This window comes from Streptomyces sp. NBC_01233 (genome assembly GCF_035989305.1).
GTDB lineage: Bacteria > Actinomycetota > Actinomycetes > Streptomycetales > Streptomycetaceae > Streptomyces.
The window spans coordinates 7,641,732-7,658,721 of record NZ_CP108514.1 but is presented as its reverse complement, the minus strand read 5'-3'; the positions used below and the strand labels follow the sequence as shown (position 1 = coordinate 7,658,721).

Below are 16,990 nucleotides of genomic sequence, written 5' to 3'. Positions count from 1 at the left end.
GGGCCGCGTCACTAACCTGGCCAGTGGACCACCCGCGGCCCACGACGATCGGGAGACCATGACCTACACCACCGACCGGATCGAAGACCTCCTCCAGACCGGCGTACGCGACGAGGTCTACCCCGGCGCGGTGTGGGCGGTCGGGAACGCCGACGGCATCGAGGCCAGCGGAGCCGTCGGCCTTCTCGACCCCGACCACCCGGACGAGCCGATGCGGCTGGACACCGTCTTCGACGTGGCCAGCCTCACCAAGATCCTCGCCGTCTGGTCCACGATCGGCACCCTGGTCGAAGAGGGCAAGCTCCAGCTCCACACCCTCCTGGGCGCCTTCTGGGACGAAGTCGCAGGGCACCCCCTAGCCCGGGCCACGGCCCACCACCTGCTCACCCATACCGCCGGCCTGCCGCTGCGCGCCAACCTGAAGAACCTCTACGGCACCGACCCCCAGGACATCCGCGACGGGGTTCTCCACGAGGCCCTCCACCGCCCGCCGGGCGAAGCCGTCGAATACACCGACCGCGCCGCCCTCGTCCTCGGCTACCTCGCCGAACATCTCTCGGGCCAACCCCTGGACCAGCTCGCCACCGACCGCATCTGGCACCCCCTGGGCATGACGCAAACCCGCTTCGGCCCGCTCCCCGATGCCGAGGAGGCCCGCTGCGCCCCCACCGAGTACGACGAGACCAAGGGCACGCACCTCAAGGGCACCGCCCACGACTTCTCCGCCCGCCTCCTCGACGGCGTCTGCGGCATCGCCGGCACCTTCTCGGTCCTCGACGACCTGGCCCGCTTCCTCCGACACATGCTCGCCCCCACTCGAGCAGCCTTCGGGCCCGCGTGGATCAAGGAATCCCTTCGCATCCAAACTGGCGACTTCGCCCCCGCCCGCGGCCTCTTCTGGCACCCTGCACCGGGCACTGCACCTGAGCAGGACATCTGGGTCCACTACGGCTTCACCGGCACCGGCATGTGGGTCAGCCCAGCACGGAGCTGCTGGGCTGTCCTGCTCACCAACAAGGTCTACTTCACCCGCGACCGCGGACCCTTGACCGAGATTCGCAACACGTTCAGAGCCACTCTGCTCACCTAGCCAAGTCCCTTGGCGCGCCGCGCTACAGTCCCCCCGCAACGCAATCACGGCTATGCCGAACGACGTAGCCGAACAACGCCTTGCGGGTCCAGGTACAGCAGCACCGGACCTCCCACTCGAGGCTGGTCAGCGTCCGAGCGCAACGGCCAGGAAGGCCGCGGTGATCGCCGGTAGCAACATGACAATGGCGTACCGCACGCAGCGGTTCTTGGCTCGGGCGATCCTGCTCGTCTCCCTCAGCGCACGAAGTAGCCGGGGCTGGGGATCTGAGCCGTCCCGCCTGAGCCCAGCCGACAAGTCGGCGCGCGTCTCTGCACGCACCACGTCTTCGTAGTATGCGAGGAGGCCGTGCCTCTCGCTGGCTCGTGCCCCACGGCGCGGGGCGAGAGCCAGGAGCAGGAAGACCAACGCCCCGGTCGTGGTGGCCGCTGCCGTCCACCACAACGGGACGGCCCACAAGACATCGAGGGGACGTCGTACGAGAAGGAGCCCGAAGAGTGTTCCCCCAGTAGCCAGAAGGATGGCTGCCTTGCCGTCAGCCCGGCCGATCTCCAAGTAGTTCTGCGCGATGAGTTCTCGCGACAGAACCACCACGTGGTCCGCGTCCGAGGAATGGCGTTCGGGCCGGGTTCTCAAATGGGCGAGGCGAGACGGTAGAGCCCACATCACGGCGCCCCTCCGTGGAAGCCGTTCATGCCGCTGTGCGGTACGCCCGCGTCACCCATCCTGCGCAAGACCTCATCGCCCTGGGGTACGCCGACTTCGCTGAGGAGGCGCGCCAGGTTCACCCCGACGAAACCCCGGTCCTCCTTCGTCAGTCCCTGGAGCGTTGCGGCCAGCGTCCGCTCCCATCCGTCCCGCTCGGTGAGCAGCTTGTCGTGTGCGACCGTCCAGTCGAGCACCTCTCTGGCCTGGTCGGGATGGTGGAGCAGCCAGAGCGCCGCCAGACCGACCGGCCCACCAGCCACCACCTCGCGGTAGAAGCGGTACGCCTCGCGGTGGGCCTCGCCGAAGCCCGGCGGAAGGAGGAGCTCGGCAGGATGGTTTGAAGCCGGTAGGAGGCCGGCTGGAGGGTCCAGGAACCAGTAGGTCAGGCCCGCCCCGTCGATGTTCCGCGGCTGACCGGGGGGCTCGACCTGAGCGGTCCCGTACAGGATCGGCGGCTGTCGAAGGGGATCAGAAGCACCCGGCAGTCCGGCACTTCCACGGATGGCCTGGTCGATCAGCCGACGCGCGGCGTCCTCCGTCAGACCGCTGCGTGCCGCGACCACCGGATTGCTGACGTTCCAGGCGACTTCGTAGCGTGCTCGCGAAGGCATTGATGTCGCAGGACCCCGGCGTGGCACCTCCACCACGGTCCGGCGTTCTGCCAGCGAGACCCACCCGATCGAGTCGAACTCCCGTCGGAAGGCCGCCCCGATCGACGGTCGGGGGTATCCCCAGATGTCTCCGCCCCGGGGCGGCTCGAGGCGGTCCTCTTCCTGATCCGAGAGGAAGACGAGCGCGCGATCCGAAGACGATCCGAACCGTTGCCGCAGCAGCTGCCGAACTGGTGAAGAACTGAACGACGTAAACAGTGGCCTGCTCATGACGCACTCCTCCTTCGCGATGTGTTCGTGTGATCTCGGTGGCGCCCAAGTAGGAAGCGGATGACTCCCCGACGATGGCGAGCGGTACGGGAGAGCTCGCTTACCACGAGGTCGAAGGCCGTCCTCTGGAACGTGTCCGGGTCGGCTTCAACCCGCCCAAGCCCTTGGGCCACCGCTTCGTACGTGGCCGGATCGTCAAGACCCAGCACGACGAGGGCAAAACCCTGAGCCGGGTGGCACTCCAGAATGCGGGCCAGGCTCATCCGGACCGCACCCGGTGTACCCGGCTGAGGGAACGTCGAGAGGGACATGGAGTGGATCACGTGCACCGCCAGCGTGTGACGTGGTGTTCCCCGGCCGTCTCCCAGCCACCTCGTCACCGCCGCCAGGACCTCGATGTGGTTCGCCTGCTCGGTGAGGAGGGCGCCCAGCGCGAAGGAGACGGCGGAACGCAGTTTCGCGTCCAACTCGGGAGAGGAGCCACCGAGGACGTTGTCCAGGAGTTTGAGTGCCGCGGCCGGCCGGGCGAGACCGTAGCTCCCCCCGCAGGTCTCGGCAACCGTGCAGCGGAGAACTACGGATGACCGGCTGCTCCACCGACGCATCTGCTCCTTGACCACACCGGAAACCAAGGGGTACTGGACGAGCTCTCCCAACGCCACCGCGACCAGCCGTCGGCGCCAGCGGTCCTCCGAGGAGGCGAATCGGTCCAGCTGAGTCAGCAAGCCGGGGCCGGTGGCATGCGCGAGCACCCGGCCGATCGCCTTTCCAGCTGCCAGATCGAGGCCCGGCTGATAGTTCAGCTGCTCCAGAGCTCCCCACAGCGCCGCCGGCATGCCTTCGAAGTCCAGCCAAAGGTGGCGAAGAAGTGTCGCCGAGCGGTGCCTGCCCGAGAAGACGATCGGCTGCACCGGGTATCGAAACCGGTCCGCGGGAGAACTGCGTGGTGTCTCCGGGCGTGCGCCGATGGCTTCGAGCCGGTCCTCGAACGAGGGGCCGAGGACATCCGGCAACTGATCGTCCGGGGCCTGGCTCTGCCCCGTCTTGGCAGCACGTGCACCGAGCAATGGCCGCATCGCGGTGGCGAACTGCTCGATCACCGTGCGGTCCTGTCCCGGGAGCAGAGCGACGGCCGCCATCAAGGAGACCTTGTCGGCACTGTGCCGAGCCTGAGCGAGCGCGGACCGGGCGGCGGCCTCGGTGCCGGTCAGGAGTTCTTCGAGCACGGACCCGATCGGTGCCGACGTCTCCGCGGACTGCCGCAGCCCCTCAGCCAGGTCGACGGCGTCACCGGGCAGTGGATGGGTCGAGAGGTAGTCAGTGGACTCGGGGGAGGCCAGGTGCTCCAGTGCGGCGTCGAGTTGCGGGCTATCGAGCCCCCCTTTGGCAGCCACGAGCCGTAGTCGCCTCTCTGCGACCTCGTGCGGTCCGGGTGCGGCATGTGCCTCTTCCCACCGGCTGGCGTCTGGCGGCAACCGGGCATCCTGCGCCATGGTGACGACCAGGTGAGCCCCAGCGCCGTGCAGAGCCTCGGCCAGGCCCGTCAGCCGCACTTCGTCGAGCGCCCGGGCCGAAGCCGCCGGCAACCCCTGTAGGAGGTACCCGCGGCTGGCCTTCGGCCGCCATGCCGACAGATCCGCCATCGCATCCAGGCCCGTGACACCGTCCTCGCCGTGCCTTTCAGCAAGAAGGGCGAACGCCGCCGTGCCGGCACCCGTTCCGGCCCTCGCCCTGAGCAGCACAATCCGGCTGTCCAGCGCCTTCCGGCAGCGTACGTATGACGGCGGTTCGACGAATCCGTGCAGCCGGTCGCGCACCTCTTCCGCCGGATAAGGCCCCTCGCGCAGGCGCGGTTTGAGGATTCCCTCGATGGCTTCGTCGTTCGACGCGGCGATGTGCAGGAAGTTGAAGTCGCCTCCCACGTTCCCCATGAACGCAACTCCGCTGTCCACCCGTTGGTGGCCCTGCCGGAGGGAGCTCTGTTGCCCGGTCCCCGGTCCAACCGACGGATCGGGCTGATCGACGTCCGGCTGGTCGTCTGGCTCGGCGGCCGGTGCAGCTCCGGCGTTCATCGGTGGTCTCCGTCACCGGTCCGCTTGTCACCCGCAACGTTGTCTCCGCTGCCCCAGTGCTGGTTGGTACCGCGGTACGTGGTCGCGGGCGCGGTATAGGTGAAGTCACGACCGACGTTGCCCATCACTGCGGCTCCTTCCCCGACGTGCTGGGAGTTTCCGCGATACTCCGTTCCGGAACCCTTGTCCGGTGCCACGGCGGGCTCCGTCGGCACCGCAGCTACGGGTTCCTCACGCGGCCGGATGCCCGCCCGCACGAGGTTCCCGGAGGGCGAAGGAACGTACAGCCAGGCCCGCTGCGAGAAGTTCTTGCCTTCGACGGTGGCCGACACTTCGACACACCGGTCGGGGTGGAGCCCCGTGTAGGCGCCCAACACGACGTCCCCGTAGACCCGTTCCGAGACGATTGCGGCGAGGTGGGTCACCTCCTCGCTCGCCGCGGCGAGGATCGCCTTGACCGGACGTGAATCCAGGAGTCGGTGCATGTCATTGCGGGCCGTGCCGTTGCCGTCCCCGGGCTCGCCCCCGTCGGGCAGCGGGCCGACGTGGATGCTGGCCCGGAGCCTGATCCGCGGACCAACGGCCTGCCGGTTGTACGAACCGAGCACGTCGTCCAGAACGCCCAGGAACGGCCAGAGCACGAAGGGCAGGTGCACCGGATCGAACCCGAAGACGACGCCGTCCCCCGTATTGGCGGGAAAACGCTGGGCATCGCGCAGCTGGTGCAGGCCGGCCCGCTCCAGGGCCTGGTCCACCAGCTGGGGAATGAGCTGGCTGACCGGGCCGTGTTGAGCGGCCGGCAGGCCGGTGAAGTCCTTCGCGTCAACGGCGAACAGGGCTCGGTAGGGCGGGAGCGGTCGGCTTTCGGCGTACGGAACAGGCACGGGTACAGACATGCGGGGTCTCCTCACGGATGGTCCGGTAAGTAGCCGTAGTCGGGCTGCTTCGAGGTTCCATCCGCGCCGCTCCGCCGAGTGCACAGCGCTGGGCGCACAGGATGTGTCCCGGGTCACAGACCGCCGTCCTCAGTCGGCCGCCGCCCAGCGCTGCAGGGCCTCCACGTCCCTGATGACGATCACCCGCCGCGCCGTTTCGACCAGCCCGACGGCCCGCAGCTGCCCCAACCCGCTGATGACCGCATTGCGTGTGACGCCGATCGCCTGCGCGACCTCTTCCTGGTTCAGCCCCGTCAGCCGGACGGCGTTGCTCCCGGCCATCTGATCGGTGAGCACGGCCAGCCTCAGCAACGTGCGCGCCAGCCGCACGACCAATGGCAAGGTCTGCAGTTCGGCTCGGTGGATGTCGGACTCGCGCATCCTGGCGAGTGCCTGGCGCATCAGATGCATGACCAGTCCACGCTCCTCGACGAACTGGACGAAGCGCTGTGCGTCCAGAACGACTGCAGCGCAAGGCGTCAGTGCAACGACGTCCGCCGTCCGTGAGGTCCCGTTGAAGACGGAGACTTCTCCGAGGAGGTCCCCCGGCCCTCGAAACGCGAGCCACGTCCTGGCGCCGTTCGGTTCTCGGCAAACCACCTTGGCCAAACCGGAGGTGAGAGCGAGGAGGTGCGTCCCCGGGGATCCCTGCCGCAGCATCACGCTGCGCTCGGAGTACATCCTGGTCACGCCTTGACTGCGCAGGTCGCGCCAGACTTCATCGGACAGCACGCGTCGCCTTCCCATCACGCCCGCACCGGTGCACATCGGACCCACGAGTTGTACGCCGATGTTGCAGGCGGCATCGACGATCAGGTGACGTTGACCGAAAGCGATCGTGGCGATCCGGCTCAGCTCGCCGTCTAGAACGCTCCTGAAAATCTTGTCTGAGGGGCCGTCCGGTGTTGGGCTGGGTGGCTCCTCGCGTTATGCGGTGGCCGGGGTGATCGTCCAGGTGCCGCCTGTGCGGGTGAGTCCGAGGTTGATCAGGCGGCGGAGGTTGAGGGCGGCGGCGCGGTTGTGGAGCCAGGTGTTGTTCTTGATGACGCCTCGGTAGGGGACGCGGCGGTTGCCTTTGGCGACGAGCCAGGCGATGGCACGCTCGACCGGTGGTCGCCATCGGCGGTACTCGGCCTGCCAGTGGGGGTCGGTGGCGGCCTGGTCGCGGGCGGCTTTGAGCAGGTCGTACTGGGCGTGGACGCTGAAGACACGGCCGGTCTTGGAGCGGGTGCAGCGGTCCTTGAGCGGGCAGGTGGCGCACAGTTTCTTGAACTGGGCCTGGCGTGCGCCGTTGGCCAGTGGCCGGCCGAGCCGTGCGGTGTGTCCGGCGGGGCAGGTGACGTGTCCCTGTTCGGTGTCGACGGTGAACTCATCGGCGGTGAACCCGCCGGGGACCGCCGGTTTGAGCGGTGGGGGCTTCAGGACCAGGTCGTGGCCCAGGTCCTGGAGGTGTTCGCGCAGGTCGCCGGTGCCGTAGGCGGCATCGCCCAGGGCGGTGACCGGCGCGTCCTCGTCGGCGAGGAGGTCGCGGGCGACGGCTGCCTCGTGGTTGCCGGCCCCGCTGCCGGCGGTCAGCGCGACCTCGGTGAACACTCCCGCCTCGGGCTCGAAGGCCACGTGGGCGCGGAATCCTTCCTGGTGGCGGGTCCGGTTCTTGTGGATGTGACGGGCTTCGGGGTCGACCGTGGACACGGTGCGGTCGCGGACGGTGCCCCGGGCGATGCGCCAGCGCCCGTCGCGGCCGTCGGAGTCGTCGGCGGGCTCCACGTCCTGGCCCGCGACCAGGGCCAGCAGCCCGACGGCGTTCGCCGCGGCTTCCCCGAGTTCCTGCTCGGGCAGGCGGCCCAGCAGGTTCAGTGCGTCGGTGACCAGGGCGTCGACCAGGCGGGTGCGGGCCTGCTCGTCGTTCCACGCGATCTTCGGCTTGCCGGGGTCGGTGTAGTCGTGGGCGGTGCACCAGGTCGCGGCGGTCCGCTCGGCGTGGGGGACCTCGCGGATGACCCTGCGGATCGCGGCGATGAGCTGGGTGACGGTGTCCTGGGTGGCGACCGCGTCATCCAACACGGTGGAGTCCAGGGCACGGCGCTGCTTGCCTTTGAGGACGCCGGTGGCCGCGATGACCTCTCTGACCTTGTGGAACAGCCGGTTCGGGTCACTGGAGCGCTGCAGGCGGCGGCGGAAGTAGGTCAGAAGGGACGGATCGAACGCAGTGTCGTGCAAGCCGAGCCCGCAGGCGGCCTTCCACCGCAGGTCACAGCGCAGTTCCTGAACGACCTCGAAGTCGGAGAGCCCGTGCAGGCTCTGCAGCACCACCGTCACGGCCAGGACCTGCGGCGGCAGCGACGGCCGCCCGTTCGTGGACGGGTACATGTCCGCGAACATCGACCCGGGGAACAGCACCCCGCGGTGCTCGGCCAGGAACGCGAACACACCCCCGGCCGGGATCAACTCCCGGCAGGTCTCCCACACGTCCTCGCCGACGCTCTCGCCATCCCATTCCCCCTGCATACACAGCAGTCTGGCCCCGCGTCAGCACACGCGAGGCCAGAACCCAGATTTTCAGTGATCTTCTAGCCGCGAGCGCTGGCCCCTGCCCTTGGTGGAGATGGGCAGTGGCTCGTCGTAGCCTTTGGCGATTCGGCCAAGCACCCGAAGAGGACGCGAGGCTTTCGCCATTGCGCCGGCGATGGTGGCCGAACGCAGCGGAGACACGGCGACAGATATCGGTTCGCGGCATGCCGTGCACACATGTGGGATCCCAAAACCGCGAACCTTCCCATCCCTGGTATGCCACGCCCGCCGTGCTGACGTCACCCCCAGGAGATGGCACACGTATGCGCGGCGCGGAAGAGTGGACGATTCATCCCCTTTATGTCGATCGGCCGTTAGAACAGTCTCGCGGGCGCCGAACGGCGGGCAGACGTGGCGGGATATGAACTGGGCGCGCTCCGGTGACCTGCGGCCCGGGTCGGGGCGGGTGGGTCCGGGAACAGCCTGGGATCTCGGTGCAGTGCATATGGGAAGTACAGGACTTGTGTGCCGCGTGGAGTACGGACACATCCCGGGTGGGCGGCCTGGCCCGCGAGCATCGACACCGCGTGCAAACGCAGCGCGCCTCGTTCACCCGTCCGATGAGGTGCAGGTCAGACGGACGTTCGGCAGTAACCGGCCGGCCGCCGAGGATGCGGTCGATCTCACCACGGACCTGCCCGTCGAGGTCCGAGTCGGTCGCGAGTTCATTGACGACCCACATGCGAGTGGTCGCCATGTTCTCTGCGGTAGCGAGGAGGAAGGTGAACACCTGGTCGGGGACCCGTACCGGGACCCGCTAATCGGAACGGATCCCCGGTATCCATTCCCCTCCCAGCGGGCTTTCGCCGACAGACAACCACCCGAATCTGCTGTACGCGCGATTCCAGCCTTGCTAGCTTTCCACTGTCACAGTCTCGCCAGGAGAAAGGTAAAGTGGCAATGAGCCCCACGATCCGGGTGGACGACGAGGTCTACGAAGAGCTGCAGAACCGGGCGAAGCCCTTCGTCGACACTCCGAACAGCACCCTGCGCCGGGTCCTCGGCCTCCCAGAGAGAGCGTCGCAATCCGGGGGCACAACCACGGAGTCCCCATCACCAGAGGCCGCACTTCGCCCTCTTCTGACGGACCGGCGACTTCGCCCCGGGCAGCGGCTGGTGTGGCGGCGGCGCAACCTCAACCAGGTGCACTACGTGGAAGTGCTCGCGAGCGGGGCGCTCCAGCTCGAGGACGGTTCCGTGCACGGCACCCCCTCGGGCGCGGCGACTGCACTCGCAGGCAACTCCCAGAACGGCTGGACAGCCTTCACCACCGAGGACGGCATCCTGTTGAGGGACCTGCGGTGAGCACGGGCAGCGCGGTTCCCCGGACCTACGATGTCACGACTACCGGAGGTGGATCATGTCAGGCGTAACCAAGCCGAAGGTCGGTCGTGTAGCTCCGCTGGAGCTGGTCGAATGGGCCCAGAGCGGGCGCATCCGAATCCCGCGCTTCCAGCGTTCGTACCGCTGGGAGGCCTCCGACTCCGAACGGCTCTTCGACAGCATCCTGCGCGGCTACCCCATCGGCAACCTGCTGATGTGGCGCAAGCCCGCCCCCGCCGCCGAGATCACCTTGGGGGAGCTCCGGTTCGACGCCCCCGAACGATCCGACGCGTTGTGGGTGGTCGATGGACAGCAGCGGCTGACCACGCTCATCGGAGCGCTCACGGCATCCGAGCATACGGTGGACCGTCGGTTCCGGATCTTCTACGACCTACGGGAGAGCGACGCCCGCAAACGGTTCCTGTCGGCGCCGCACTCCCAGAACCCGCGTGATCACTGGCTCCCGGTCTGGGTCGCCGGCGACAACCGGCGACTAATCGCCTGGCAGCGTGAACGGCCGTGGCTAACCAGCGAGGAGTACGACCTCTGCGATTCAGTGGCCACTGCCATCCGTACGTACGAGATCCCCATGTATGAGATCGAAGGTGACGACGAGCAGGCGCTGCGAGAGATCTTCGACCGGATGAACACCTTCGGCAAAACCCTGAAGAGAGCCGAGATCTTCCAGGCACTACATTCCACTCCACTCGACGTGCAGCCGTCCGACCTCGACGCACTGCGTGATCGCGTCACAGCCCTCGACTTCGGAGACTTCAGCCCCCAGATGCTCATGCAAAGTGTCATGGCAGTGCGTGGAGGGCAGGTGGACCGGGACTTCCGGCAGGAGTTCAAGGACGACGAGGACCGGCAGCAGGCCTTCGGCTGGACCGAGAAGGCTCTGCGCCTTGTGGTCGACTGGCTGCGCAACGAGGCCGGAATTCCGCACCTGCGCCTGCTCCCCTACGCCCTCTACGTGCCCGTGCTCACCCGCTACGCCGCCCTGTTCGGGCGCCCGGACGGACGAGGCGGAGAGCTCTTGCGCCGATGGGTCTGGCGGGGCGCCGTGGTCGGCGCGGCCCCGCAGGGGAACACTGTGGCCTTGCGGCGCAACGCCAGCGCCGTCCATGACGACCCTGTCGCCAGTGCCACGCGGATACTGAAACTACTGCCGGTCGGTGGAGAGCTCTGGAAACCGGATCTGACCCAGACAGCCCTGAACAGGGCCCAGGCGAAGATCAACGTACTTGGTCTCCTGTCAGCTCATCCTGTCCTCCTGGCGCAGGCCGTGGATTCCGACGGCAACCACTACCCAGCGGGCACTCGGCTCGACGACTCCCGCCTGTTGATGGACATGCTCAATAGCGGGGGCTCCCCACTGCAGTCCCTCGTATCCGGTGACCGGACCATGGCAGGCAAGCTGCTGCATCCGGCGAACAAGACGGGGTTCGGCTTCTTCTCCGAGGCTTGGGACGAATCAGTCCTTCGGTCGCATTGCATGGACGAACGGTGTGCAGAACTGCTCGACTTGGAAGATGTCGACGGGTTCCTGGCACGCCGCGCAGCGATCACCGCCAGGCTCATCTCCGATCACGTGCAGCGCATGGCCTTGTTCGGATTTTCCGACGGGCCCGCGGCCGAGGCCCTGTTCGACGAAAACCTGTGGGGAGACACCACCGATGCAGCGTGATGTGACCGCAACGGTCTTCCTGGGAGACCGCCGCATCGGCGTGCTGGGCTACCACAAGGGCAACACGTGGTTCGAGTACACGGACCTGACAGCCGTTCACCCGGTCTTCGGACAAGGCTTCGAACGCGATCCACGCAAGCGCCGGACAGCGAGTGGCAGCGTGCCGGAATGGTTCGCGAACCTGCTCCCAGAACAGGGCAGCGGGCTCCGTCGGCTGGTGGCCACCGAGCTGGGGAAGCAGCGAATTCACGACTTCGTACTGCTGAACCATCTCGGCGAGGATCTGCCCGGAGCGGTACGCGTAGTGCCGGACACGCCGCTAGACGGCCTCCCCGACCACGATCAGCCCGAGATGTGCAGCCATGACCATGCGCTGCGCTTCTCGCTGGCCGGCGTGCAGCCCAAGTTCTCGATGCGTTTCGAGGGCAAGGCCCTAGTGCTTCCCACCACCGGTAGTGGCGGAGACTGGATCGTGAAACTCCCTGACGAGCGCTTCCCGTCCGTCCCTGCCAATGAATTCGCCATGCTGCACTGGGCGGCTCTGTCAGGCATTGATGTGCCTGAGGCTTCCCTTGTACCCGGCTCAGAGGTCAACAATCTGCCCGATGGGTTGGCCGATCCCTCGGAGCCCGTGCTCGCAGTTCGCCGCTTCGATCGGACAGGCGAGGGCCGAGTCCATCAGGAAGACTTCGCGCAGGTGCGCGAGGTAGCCACCGACTCCAAATACGACCGGGCCAATTACGAGGGCCTCGGCCGTGTCGTCAGCGCAGTCTGCCCGACCGAGGACGTCGTCGAGTATGTGCGGCGGCTCGTAGCCATGATTGCAATGGGCAATGCGGACGCACACCTAAAGAACTGGACATTGCGATACCCGGGCGGCAGGCAGGCCCGGCTCTCACCGGCATACGACCTGGTCTGCATCGCCGCATACCCGAGGGCTGACCAGAAGTTGGCCTTCCCCCTGGGCGGAACCACAAGTTCCGACCTCATCACACTCGACAGTTTTCGCGCCATGTCGCAGTCACTCAGGCTTCCCGCGGAACAGATCGCCTCGACGGTACAGGAAACCGTCGAGGCCCTGGCCACCGCCTGGCCTCAAGTCAAGCGGGATTGCCCCGTTCCTGGCATGGTCAGCGAGGCAATCGACGAACGCCTTGCGGTGCTGCCCCTGATGCACTCCTGACGTGGATGAACTATGAAGCCGAGCGGCGCCGAAGGTCGATGCCCTTGTTCCAGGCCTTGTTGCCTCCGCCCGTCGGCACTGTGTGTTACTGGGGCCCGTTAGGTGCAGACGTAGGCGAGTTTGTGCAGCCCATCGGTGTCGATCGATCCGATCTCCGGCTCCTCGGGGGCTCCTGGAGTTCCGTAAGACAGGACCTGCCTGCGACGACGGTCAGCGCCCCACCACCGCGCATCCACTACGTCGCGCAGCACGACCCGCTGCCTGGATCGGGCTCCCCACAGCGGCGACTTACCTTCGGAGGAAGCCGCGGCTGGGGAGAATCTGGGGAGGATGAAGCCCCGTTGGGGAGCGGCTGGGGAGGATCGGGCGCATCAACGGGCACCACGGCGAAAGGGCCGGAAAGACGGATCGCCGCAGGTCAGGGCAGCTCTCCGGTCGATTTCCGCAGGTCAGCGGCGTGAGGGTGACGACTTCAAGAAGATCTCCTCCTGGGCCGCCATCCTGTTTGCACCCACACTCGTGGGAACCATCTACGGCATGAACTTTGAGTCCATGCCTGAGTTGGGTTGGAGCTTCGGATACCCCCTTGCGATCTGCCTCATGGGGATGGTTTGCATCAGTTTGTACGTGATTTTCAAGCGTCGGGACTGGCTCTAAGTACCCCTCGCATCACACTCAGCCATCATTCGCACTTCGCTTTCGCGTCACTCACAGATCGCCCAGAAACGGCCGTGGGGAGTGCCTGGGGGGAATAGATGCGGGTGATCTCCTCGCCCTCCTCCTCACGAGGCCCTGACCAGCAGTTTTGGGTACCCAAGGAGCGTTGGGGGGTCCGGGCCTTCGATTCCCGACACATCGGTGGGCTGGCGCGGCGAGCCGCCGCGTGCTGCTGACACCGATGAACACGCTCCGCCGCCACTCCTCGAAACACCAGGCCGGAGCCACCCCGTTCGACGCAGAGAAGATGACCCTGCTGCACGACCCCACCGGGACAGCCGGACGGTGAGTTGTCAGAGTTTGAGCAGATCGTCTTCTACGGGCTGGCCGAACTGCCCGGCCGCAGCTGATGCTCAGCGCCCGCGCCTGTCATCGCACGCTGGGTACCGAAGCCGAGTTCGCCGCCTACCTGGCTGTTCTGTGCGCCGACCAGAAGCGCAAGAGGAAGCTGATGGCCGTTCTCGACCAGCACGAGCGCTGGGCGTGCTGGCGCCCGGCGCATCATCGCGTACGTGCACCAGGATCTCGAACCGCCCGATCGGGCGGTTCATCGGGCCCGGGCCTGCCGCCGGTGCCGTGGTCACGGGACCGGGATGGCGTCGAGCTGTTCCTCGAGGGCCGCCAGCGTCCGGTAGCAGGGCATCACCTGGGCGATGGAGGCGTTCGGCTCGCGGCCCTCGCGGATGGCGGCGACGAACTCGCGGTCCTGCAGTTCGATGCCGTCCATCGAGACGTCGACCCCGCTCACGTCGATCGGCTCGTCCTTGCCGGTGGCCAGGTCGTCGTAGCGCGCGACGTAGGTGCCGGTGTCGCCGATGTAGCGGAAGAACGTGCCGAGCGGCCCGTCGTTGTTGAACGACAGTGACAGGGTGCAGATGGCGCCGCTTTCCGCGCGCAGCTGGATCGACATGTCCATCGCGATGCCGAGCTCGGGGTGGATCGGACCCTGGACCACGTTGGCCTGCACGATCGGCGAGCCGGTCTGGTACGCGAACAGGTCGACGGTGTGCGCGGCGTGGTGCCACAGCAGGTGGTCGGTCCAGGAGCGCGGCTGGCCGAGGGCGTTGAGGTTGGTGCGGCGGAAGAAGTAGGTCTGTACGTCCATCTGCTGGATGTTGAAGTCTCCAGCCTGGACCCGCCGCCGTACCCACTGGTGGCTCGGGTTGAAGCGCCGCGTGTGCCCCACCATCGCAACCAGTCCGGTGCGCTGTTGTGCCTCCAGGCACGCCTCGGCGTCGGTGAGGGAGGCGGCCAGCGGGATCTCGGTCTGGACGTGTTTGCCCGCTTCGAGGCAGGCCAGCGTCTGCGCGGCGTGCAGGGGGCTGGGCGTGGCGAGGATGACGGCGTCGATGTCGTCCATCGCCAGTACCTCCTCCAATGTCGCGACGCCTCGGCCGATGCCCTGCTCCGCGGCGAAGTTCCGGGCGCTTTCGAGGGTGCTGCTCACGACGGCAGCCACCTCCACGCCCTTGATCCGCCTGAGCGCGGCCGCGTGCTTGGCTCCGAAGGCGCCTCCTCCGGCCAGGGCGATCCGGATGGTCTGGTCGTCGGTCATGTCGGTCACTCCTTCTCAGCGGGCTTCTGGGCCCGCGGGTGGTTCTCCAGGATCAGGTGGCCGACGGCGGTGTTGGACGCCGGCACGTGGTAAAAGCGGTGCTTGAGCTCGGTCTGTCCGGACCCGTCGAGGTCGCTCATCGCACCGCGGGCGATCAGCCACATGACCAGCTCGATGCCCTCCGAGCCCGCCTCCTCCACGTACTCCAGGTGCGGGACCTGCGACAACCCGACCGGGTCCGCGATCAGTTTGTCGAGGAAGGCGTTGTCCCATTCCCGGTTGATGAGGCCGGCGCGGGGTCCCTGCAACTGGTGGCTCATGCCGCCGGTGCCCCACACCTGGACCTTCAGCGACTGGTCGTAGGACTCGATCGCCTTGCGCAGCGCCTGGCCAAGCCGGAAGCACCTGTCACCCGAGGGCACGGGGTACTGCACCACGTTGACGTGAAACGGGATCACCTTGCACGGCCACTCCTCGACGTCCCCGAACATCAGCGACAGCGGGACGGTCAGGCCGTGGTCGACGGTCATCTCGTTGACAAGGGTGAGGTCGAAGTCGTCCCTGATGAGCGAGTGCGCGATGTGCGCGGCCAGGTCAGGGTCGCCCTTGATGCCCGGCACCGGGCGGGGTCCGTAGCCTTCGTCGGCGGTGGAGTAGGCCGCTCCGGTGCCGAGCGCGAAGGTCGGGATCAGCGACTGGTCGAACGTGGTGGCGTGGTCGTTGTAGACCAGGAAGACCACGTCGGGCAGGTTCTCCTTCTCCCACTGCTTGGAGAACTCGTAGCCCTCGAAGACCGGCACCCAATAGGGGTCGTCGGTTTTGTGGTGGTCGATCGCCGCGCCGATTGCCGGCACGTGCGAGGTGAAAACCGCGCCGGTGATCGTGGCGTGCCCGGCGGGGGGCGTCGGGTCGGCGTGTGCCGCTTCGAGGACGGCGTGGTCGATCCGGTTCCCCTCGACGGAGCGGCCGCCGCCGACCATCATGCCGCGGTACTCCTGCTCGGTCATGCCGGTCATCGATCCCGCCATCTGCTGGAACGACAGCCCGAGCGTCGCGCCCCACTTGGCGAGAAAGTAGATGTTGCCGCCCTCGCCTATGGCGGCGTTGAGGTCGCGGTCGAGCAGCGCCTGCTTCTGTTCCTCCCGCAGTGGCCATGCGTCCAGGCAGGCGCGCTCGTCTGCGAGGTAGAGCTCGCGGTTCTCCGCCGTCATCAGCGACATGCAGAACTGGTTGAGGTGGTATCCCCTGGCGGACTGCTCGGCGTCGAAGATGGTCGTCCCCGGAACCAGTTTGTAGGTCTTGTCCAGTGACATGGTGAGCCTCCAATCGTGCGGTGGGTCAGTCGGCGTCCGGCCAGTACAGGCGCATCGGGTTGTCGACGAGGAGCCCGCGTTGCAACTGTGGCGTCGGCGCGATGTGCGGGATGAAGTCGACGAGCAGACCGTCATCGGGCATGTGGCCGGTGAGGTTCGGGTGCGGCCAGTCGGTGCCCCACAGCACCCGGTCGGGGAACTCCTCGACCACGCGGCGGGCGAAGGGGGCGGCGTCACGGTATGCATCCTGCTCGCCGTCGAGGGCCGGCGGGCCGCTCATCGACAGCCGCTCCGGGCAGGTCACCTTGCACCAGGTATCCGGCCGTGCCCGCATGAAGTTCAAGAGCGCCTCGAACTCCGGGCCGTGCGGGTCCTTGGTGACATCGGGCCGGCCCATGTGGTCGATGACCAGCGGTACCGGGATCGAGAGGAAGAAGTCGCGCAGGTCGGCGAGGTCCGCCGCCTCGAAGTAGACCACGACGTGCCAGCCGTAGGGCGCGATCCGCTCTACGACGTCCCACAGGCCCTGCCGTGGCGCCGCCTCGACGAGCCGCTTGACGAAGTTGAACCGCACGCCGCGGACTCCCGCCTCGTGCAGCTCCCGCACCTGCGCGTCCGAGATGTCCGGCCGCAACGTCGCGACCCCCCGGGCCAGGCCTCCCGACGCCCGCAGGGCGTCGAGCATGGCGCTGTTGTCGGCGCCGTGGCAGGTCGCCTGCACCACGATGTTCCGGGCGAAGCCCAGGTAGTCGCGCAGCTCGAAGAGCTGGTCCTTGGACGCGTCGCAGGGGGTGTACTTCCGCTCGGGGGCGTACGGGAACTCCGCGCCCGGGCCGAAGACGTGGCAGTGCGCGTCGACGGCGCCCTCGGGCACCTGGAACCGCGGCCGGCTCGGATCGGCGCACCAGTCCAGCCAGCCGGGGGTCTTCCGATAGGTCGTCATCCTCGGTCCTCC

14 protein-coding genes and 1 pseudogene are annotated in these 16,990 nt (G+C 67.4%); 6 read left to right on the top strand and 9 right to left on the bottom strand.

The window, feature by feature from the left end; translation table 11 throughout:
- The first annotated feature begins 58 nt into the window (after positions 1-58).
- Positions 59-1,090 (top strand): serine hydrolase domain-containing protein, encoded by a 1,032-nt coding sequence (locus OG332_RS35785; RefSeq protein WP_327417347.1) that lies wholly within the window; start codon positions 59-61, stop codon positions 1,088-1,090.
- A gap of 126 nt (positions 1,091-1,216) precedes the next feature.
- Here OG332_RS35785 and OG332_RS35780 read toward each other — a convergent pair whose 3' ends face one another.
- From OG332_RS35780 to OG332_RS35755, 6 genes are all read right to left on the bottom strand, one after another.
- Entirely contained in the window at positions 1,217-1,684 is a 468-nt protein-coding gene (locus OG332_RS35780; RefSeq protein WP_327417346.1) for a Pycsar system effector family protein, read from the bottom strand.
- 71 nt (positions 1,685-1,755) lie between these two features.
- Positions 1,756-2,409, bottom strand: coding sequence for a hypothetical protein (locus OG332_RS35775; protein WP_327417345.1), 654 nt, complete (start codon positions 2,407-2,409; stop codon positions 1,756-1,758).
- A 266-nt stretch (positions 2,410-2,675) separates the two neighbouring features.
- The gene (locus OG332_RS35770) at positions 2,676-4,751 is read right to left on the bottom strand and encodes a hypothetical protein (protein WP_327417344.1); all 2,076 of its coding nucleotides are present in this window, start codon (positions 4,749-4,751) and stop codon (positions 2,676-2,678) included.
- A complete protein-coding gene (locus OG332_RS35765; RefSeq protein ID WP_327417343.1) occupies positions 4,748-5,647 on the bottom strand; it encodes a hypothetical protein in 900 nt (299 codons plus the stop codon). Before OG332_RS35765 ends, OG332_RS35770 begins: the two co-directional genes overlap by 4 nt.
- A gap of 129 nt (positions 5,648-5,776) precedes the next feature.
- Positions 5,777-6,418, bottom strand: a complete 642-nt coding sequence (locus tag OG332_RS35760; protein WP_327417342.1) for a Crp/Fnr family transcriptional regulator — start codon at positions 6,416-6,418, stop codon at positions 5,777-5,779.
- Positions 6,419-6,613: 195 nt separating this feature from the next.
- A complete protein-coding gene (locus OG332_RS35755; protein ID WP_327412293.1) occupies positions 6,614-8,194 on the bottom strand; it encodes an IS1182 family transposase in 1,581 nt (526 codons plus the stop codon).
- Between the two features lie 963 nt (positions 8,195-9,157).
- Here OG332_RS35755 and OG332_RS35750 point away from each other — a divergent pair.
- The 5 genes and pseudogenes from OG332_RS35750 (at position 9,158) to OG332_RS35730 (ending at position 13,456) form a co-directional block, all read left to right on the top strand.
- Positions 9,158-9,562 carry a hypothetical protein gene (locus OG332_RS35750; protein ID WP_327417341.1) on the top strand — a complete coding sequence of 135 codons (405 nt, stop codon included), beginning with the start codon at positions 9,158-9,160 and terminating at the stop codon, positions 9,560-9,562.
- A gap of 55 nt (positions 9,563-9,617) precedes the next feature.
- Positions 9,618-11,267: a DUF262 domain-containing protein gene (locus OG332_RS35745; protein ID WP_327417340.1), complete on the top strand. Its 1,650-nt coding sequence runs from the start codon at positions 9,618-9,620 to the stop codon at positions 11,265-11,267.
- Complete coding sequence (locus OG332_RS35740) at positions 11,257-12,450, top strand: type II toxin-antitoxin system HipA family toxin (RefSeq protein ID WP_327417339.1); 1,194 nt, start codon at positions 11,257-11,259, stop codon at positions 12,448-12,450. Before OG332_RS35745 ends, OG332_RS35740 begins: the two co-directional genes overlap by 11 nt.
- 471 nt (positions 12,451-12,921) lie before the next feature.
- Positions 12,922-13,107 (top strand): annotated as a pseudogene (locus tag OG332_RS35735) (CorA family divalent cation transporter); the annotation flags it as partial.
- A 226-nt stretch (positions 13,108-13,333) separates the two neighbouring features.
- Positions 13,334-13,456: a hypothetical protein gene (locus tag OG332_RS35730; protein WP_327417338.1), complete on the top strand. Its 123-nt coding sequence runs from the start codon at positions 13,334-13,336 to the stop codon at positions 13,454-13,456.
- A 291-nt stretch (positions 13,457-13,747) separates the two neighbouring features.
- Here the strand turns inward: OG332_RS35730 and OG332_RS35725 are convergent, their stop codons facing one another.
- Genes OG332_RS35725 through OG332_RS35715 form a run of 3 tightly spaced genes read right to left on the bottom strand, consistent with a single transcriptional unit; the run spans position 13,748 to position 16,978 of the window.
- Positions 13,748-14,722 (bottom strand): Gfo/Idh/MocA family oxidoreductase, encoded by a 975-nt coding sequence (locus OG332_RS35725; RefSeq protein WP_327417337.1) that lies wholly within the window; start codon positions 14,720-14,722, stop codon positions 13,748-13,750.
- A 5-nt stretch (positions 14,723-14,727) separates the two neighbouring features.
- Entirely contained in the window at positions 14,728-16,035 is a 1,308-nt protein-coding gene (gene ligA / locus OG332_RS35720) for a protocatechuate 4,5-dioxygenase subunit alpha (RefSeq protein ID WP_327417336.1), read from the bottom strand.
- 25 nt (positions 16,036-16,060) lie between these two features.
- Entirely contained in the window at positions 16,061-16,978 is a 918-nt protein-coding gene (locus OG332_RS35715; RefSeq protein WP_327417335.1) for an amidohydrolase family protein, read from the bottom strand.
- Positions 16,979-16,990 lie beyond the last annotated feature (12 nt).

Coding starts and splice junctions, on each gene's coding strand:
- OG332_RS35785 (WP_327417347.1), top strand. CDS start 59: ATGACCTACACCACCGACCGGATCGAAGACCTCCTCCAGACCGGCGTA.
- OG332_RS35775 (WP_327417345.1), bottom strand. CDS start 2,409: ATGCCTTCGCGAGCACGCTACGAAGTCGCCTGGAACGTCAGCAATCCG.
- OG332_RS35770 (WP_327417344.1), bottom strand. CDS start 4,751: ATGAACGCCGGAGCTGCACCGGCCGCCGAGCCAGACGACCAGCCGGAC.
- OG332_RS35765 (WP_327417343.1), bottom strand. CDS start 5,647: ATGTCTGTACCCGTGCCTGTTCCGTACGCCGAAAGCCGACCGCTCCCG.
- OG332_RS35755 (WP_327412293.1), bottom strand. CDS start 8,194: ATGCAGGGGGAATGGGATGGCGAGAGCGTCGGCGAGGACGTGTGGGAG.
- OG332_RS35750 (WP_327417341.1), top strand. CDS start 9,158: ATGAGCCCCACGATCCGGGTGGACGACGAGGTCTACGAAGAGCTGCAG.
- OG332_RS35745 (WP_327417340.1), top strand. CDS start 9,618: ATGTCAGGCGTAACCAAGCCGAAGGTCGGTCGTGTAGCTCCGCTGGAG.
- OG332_RS35740 (WP_327417339.1), top strand. CDS start 11,257: ATGCAGCGTGATGTGACCGCAACGGTCTTCCTGGGAGACCGCCGCATC.
- OG332_RS35725 (WP_327417337.1), bottom strand. CDS start 14,722: ATGACCGACGACCAGACCATCCGGATCGCCCTGGCCGGAGGAGGCGCC.
- ligA (WP_327417336.1), bottom strand. CDS start 16,035: ATGTCACTGGACAAGACCTACAAACTGGTTCCGGGGACGACCATCTTC.
- OG332_RS35715 (WP_327417335.1), bottom strand. CDS start 16,978: ATGACGACCTATCGGAAGACCCCCGGCTGGCTGGACTGGTGCGCCGAT.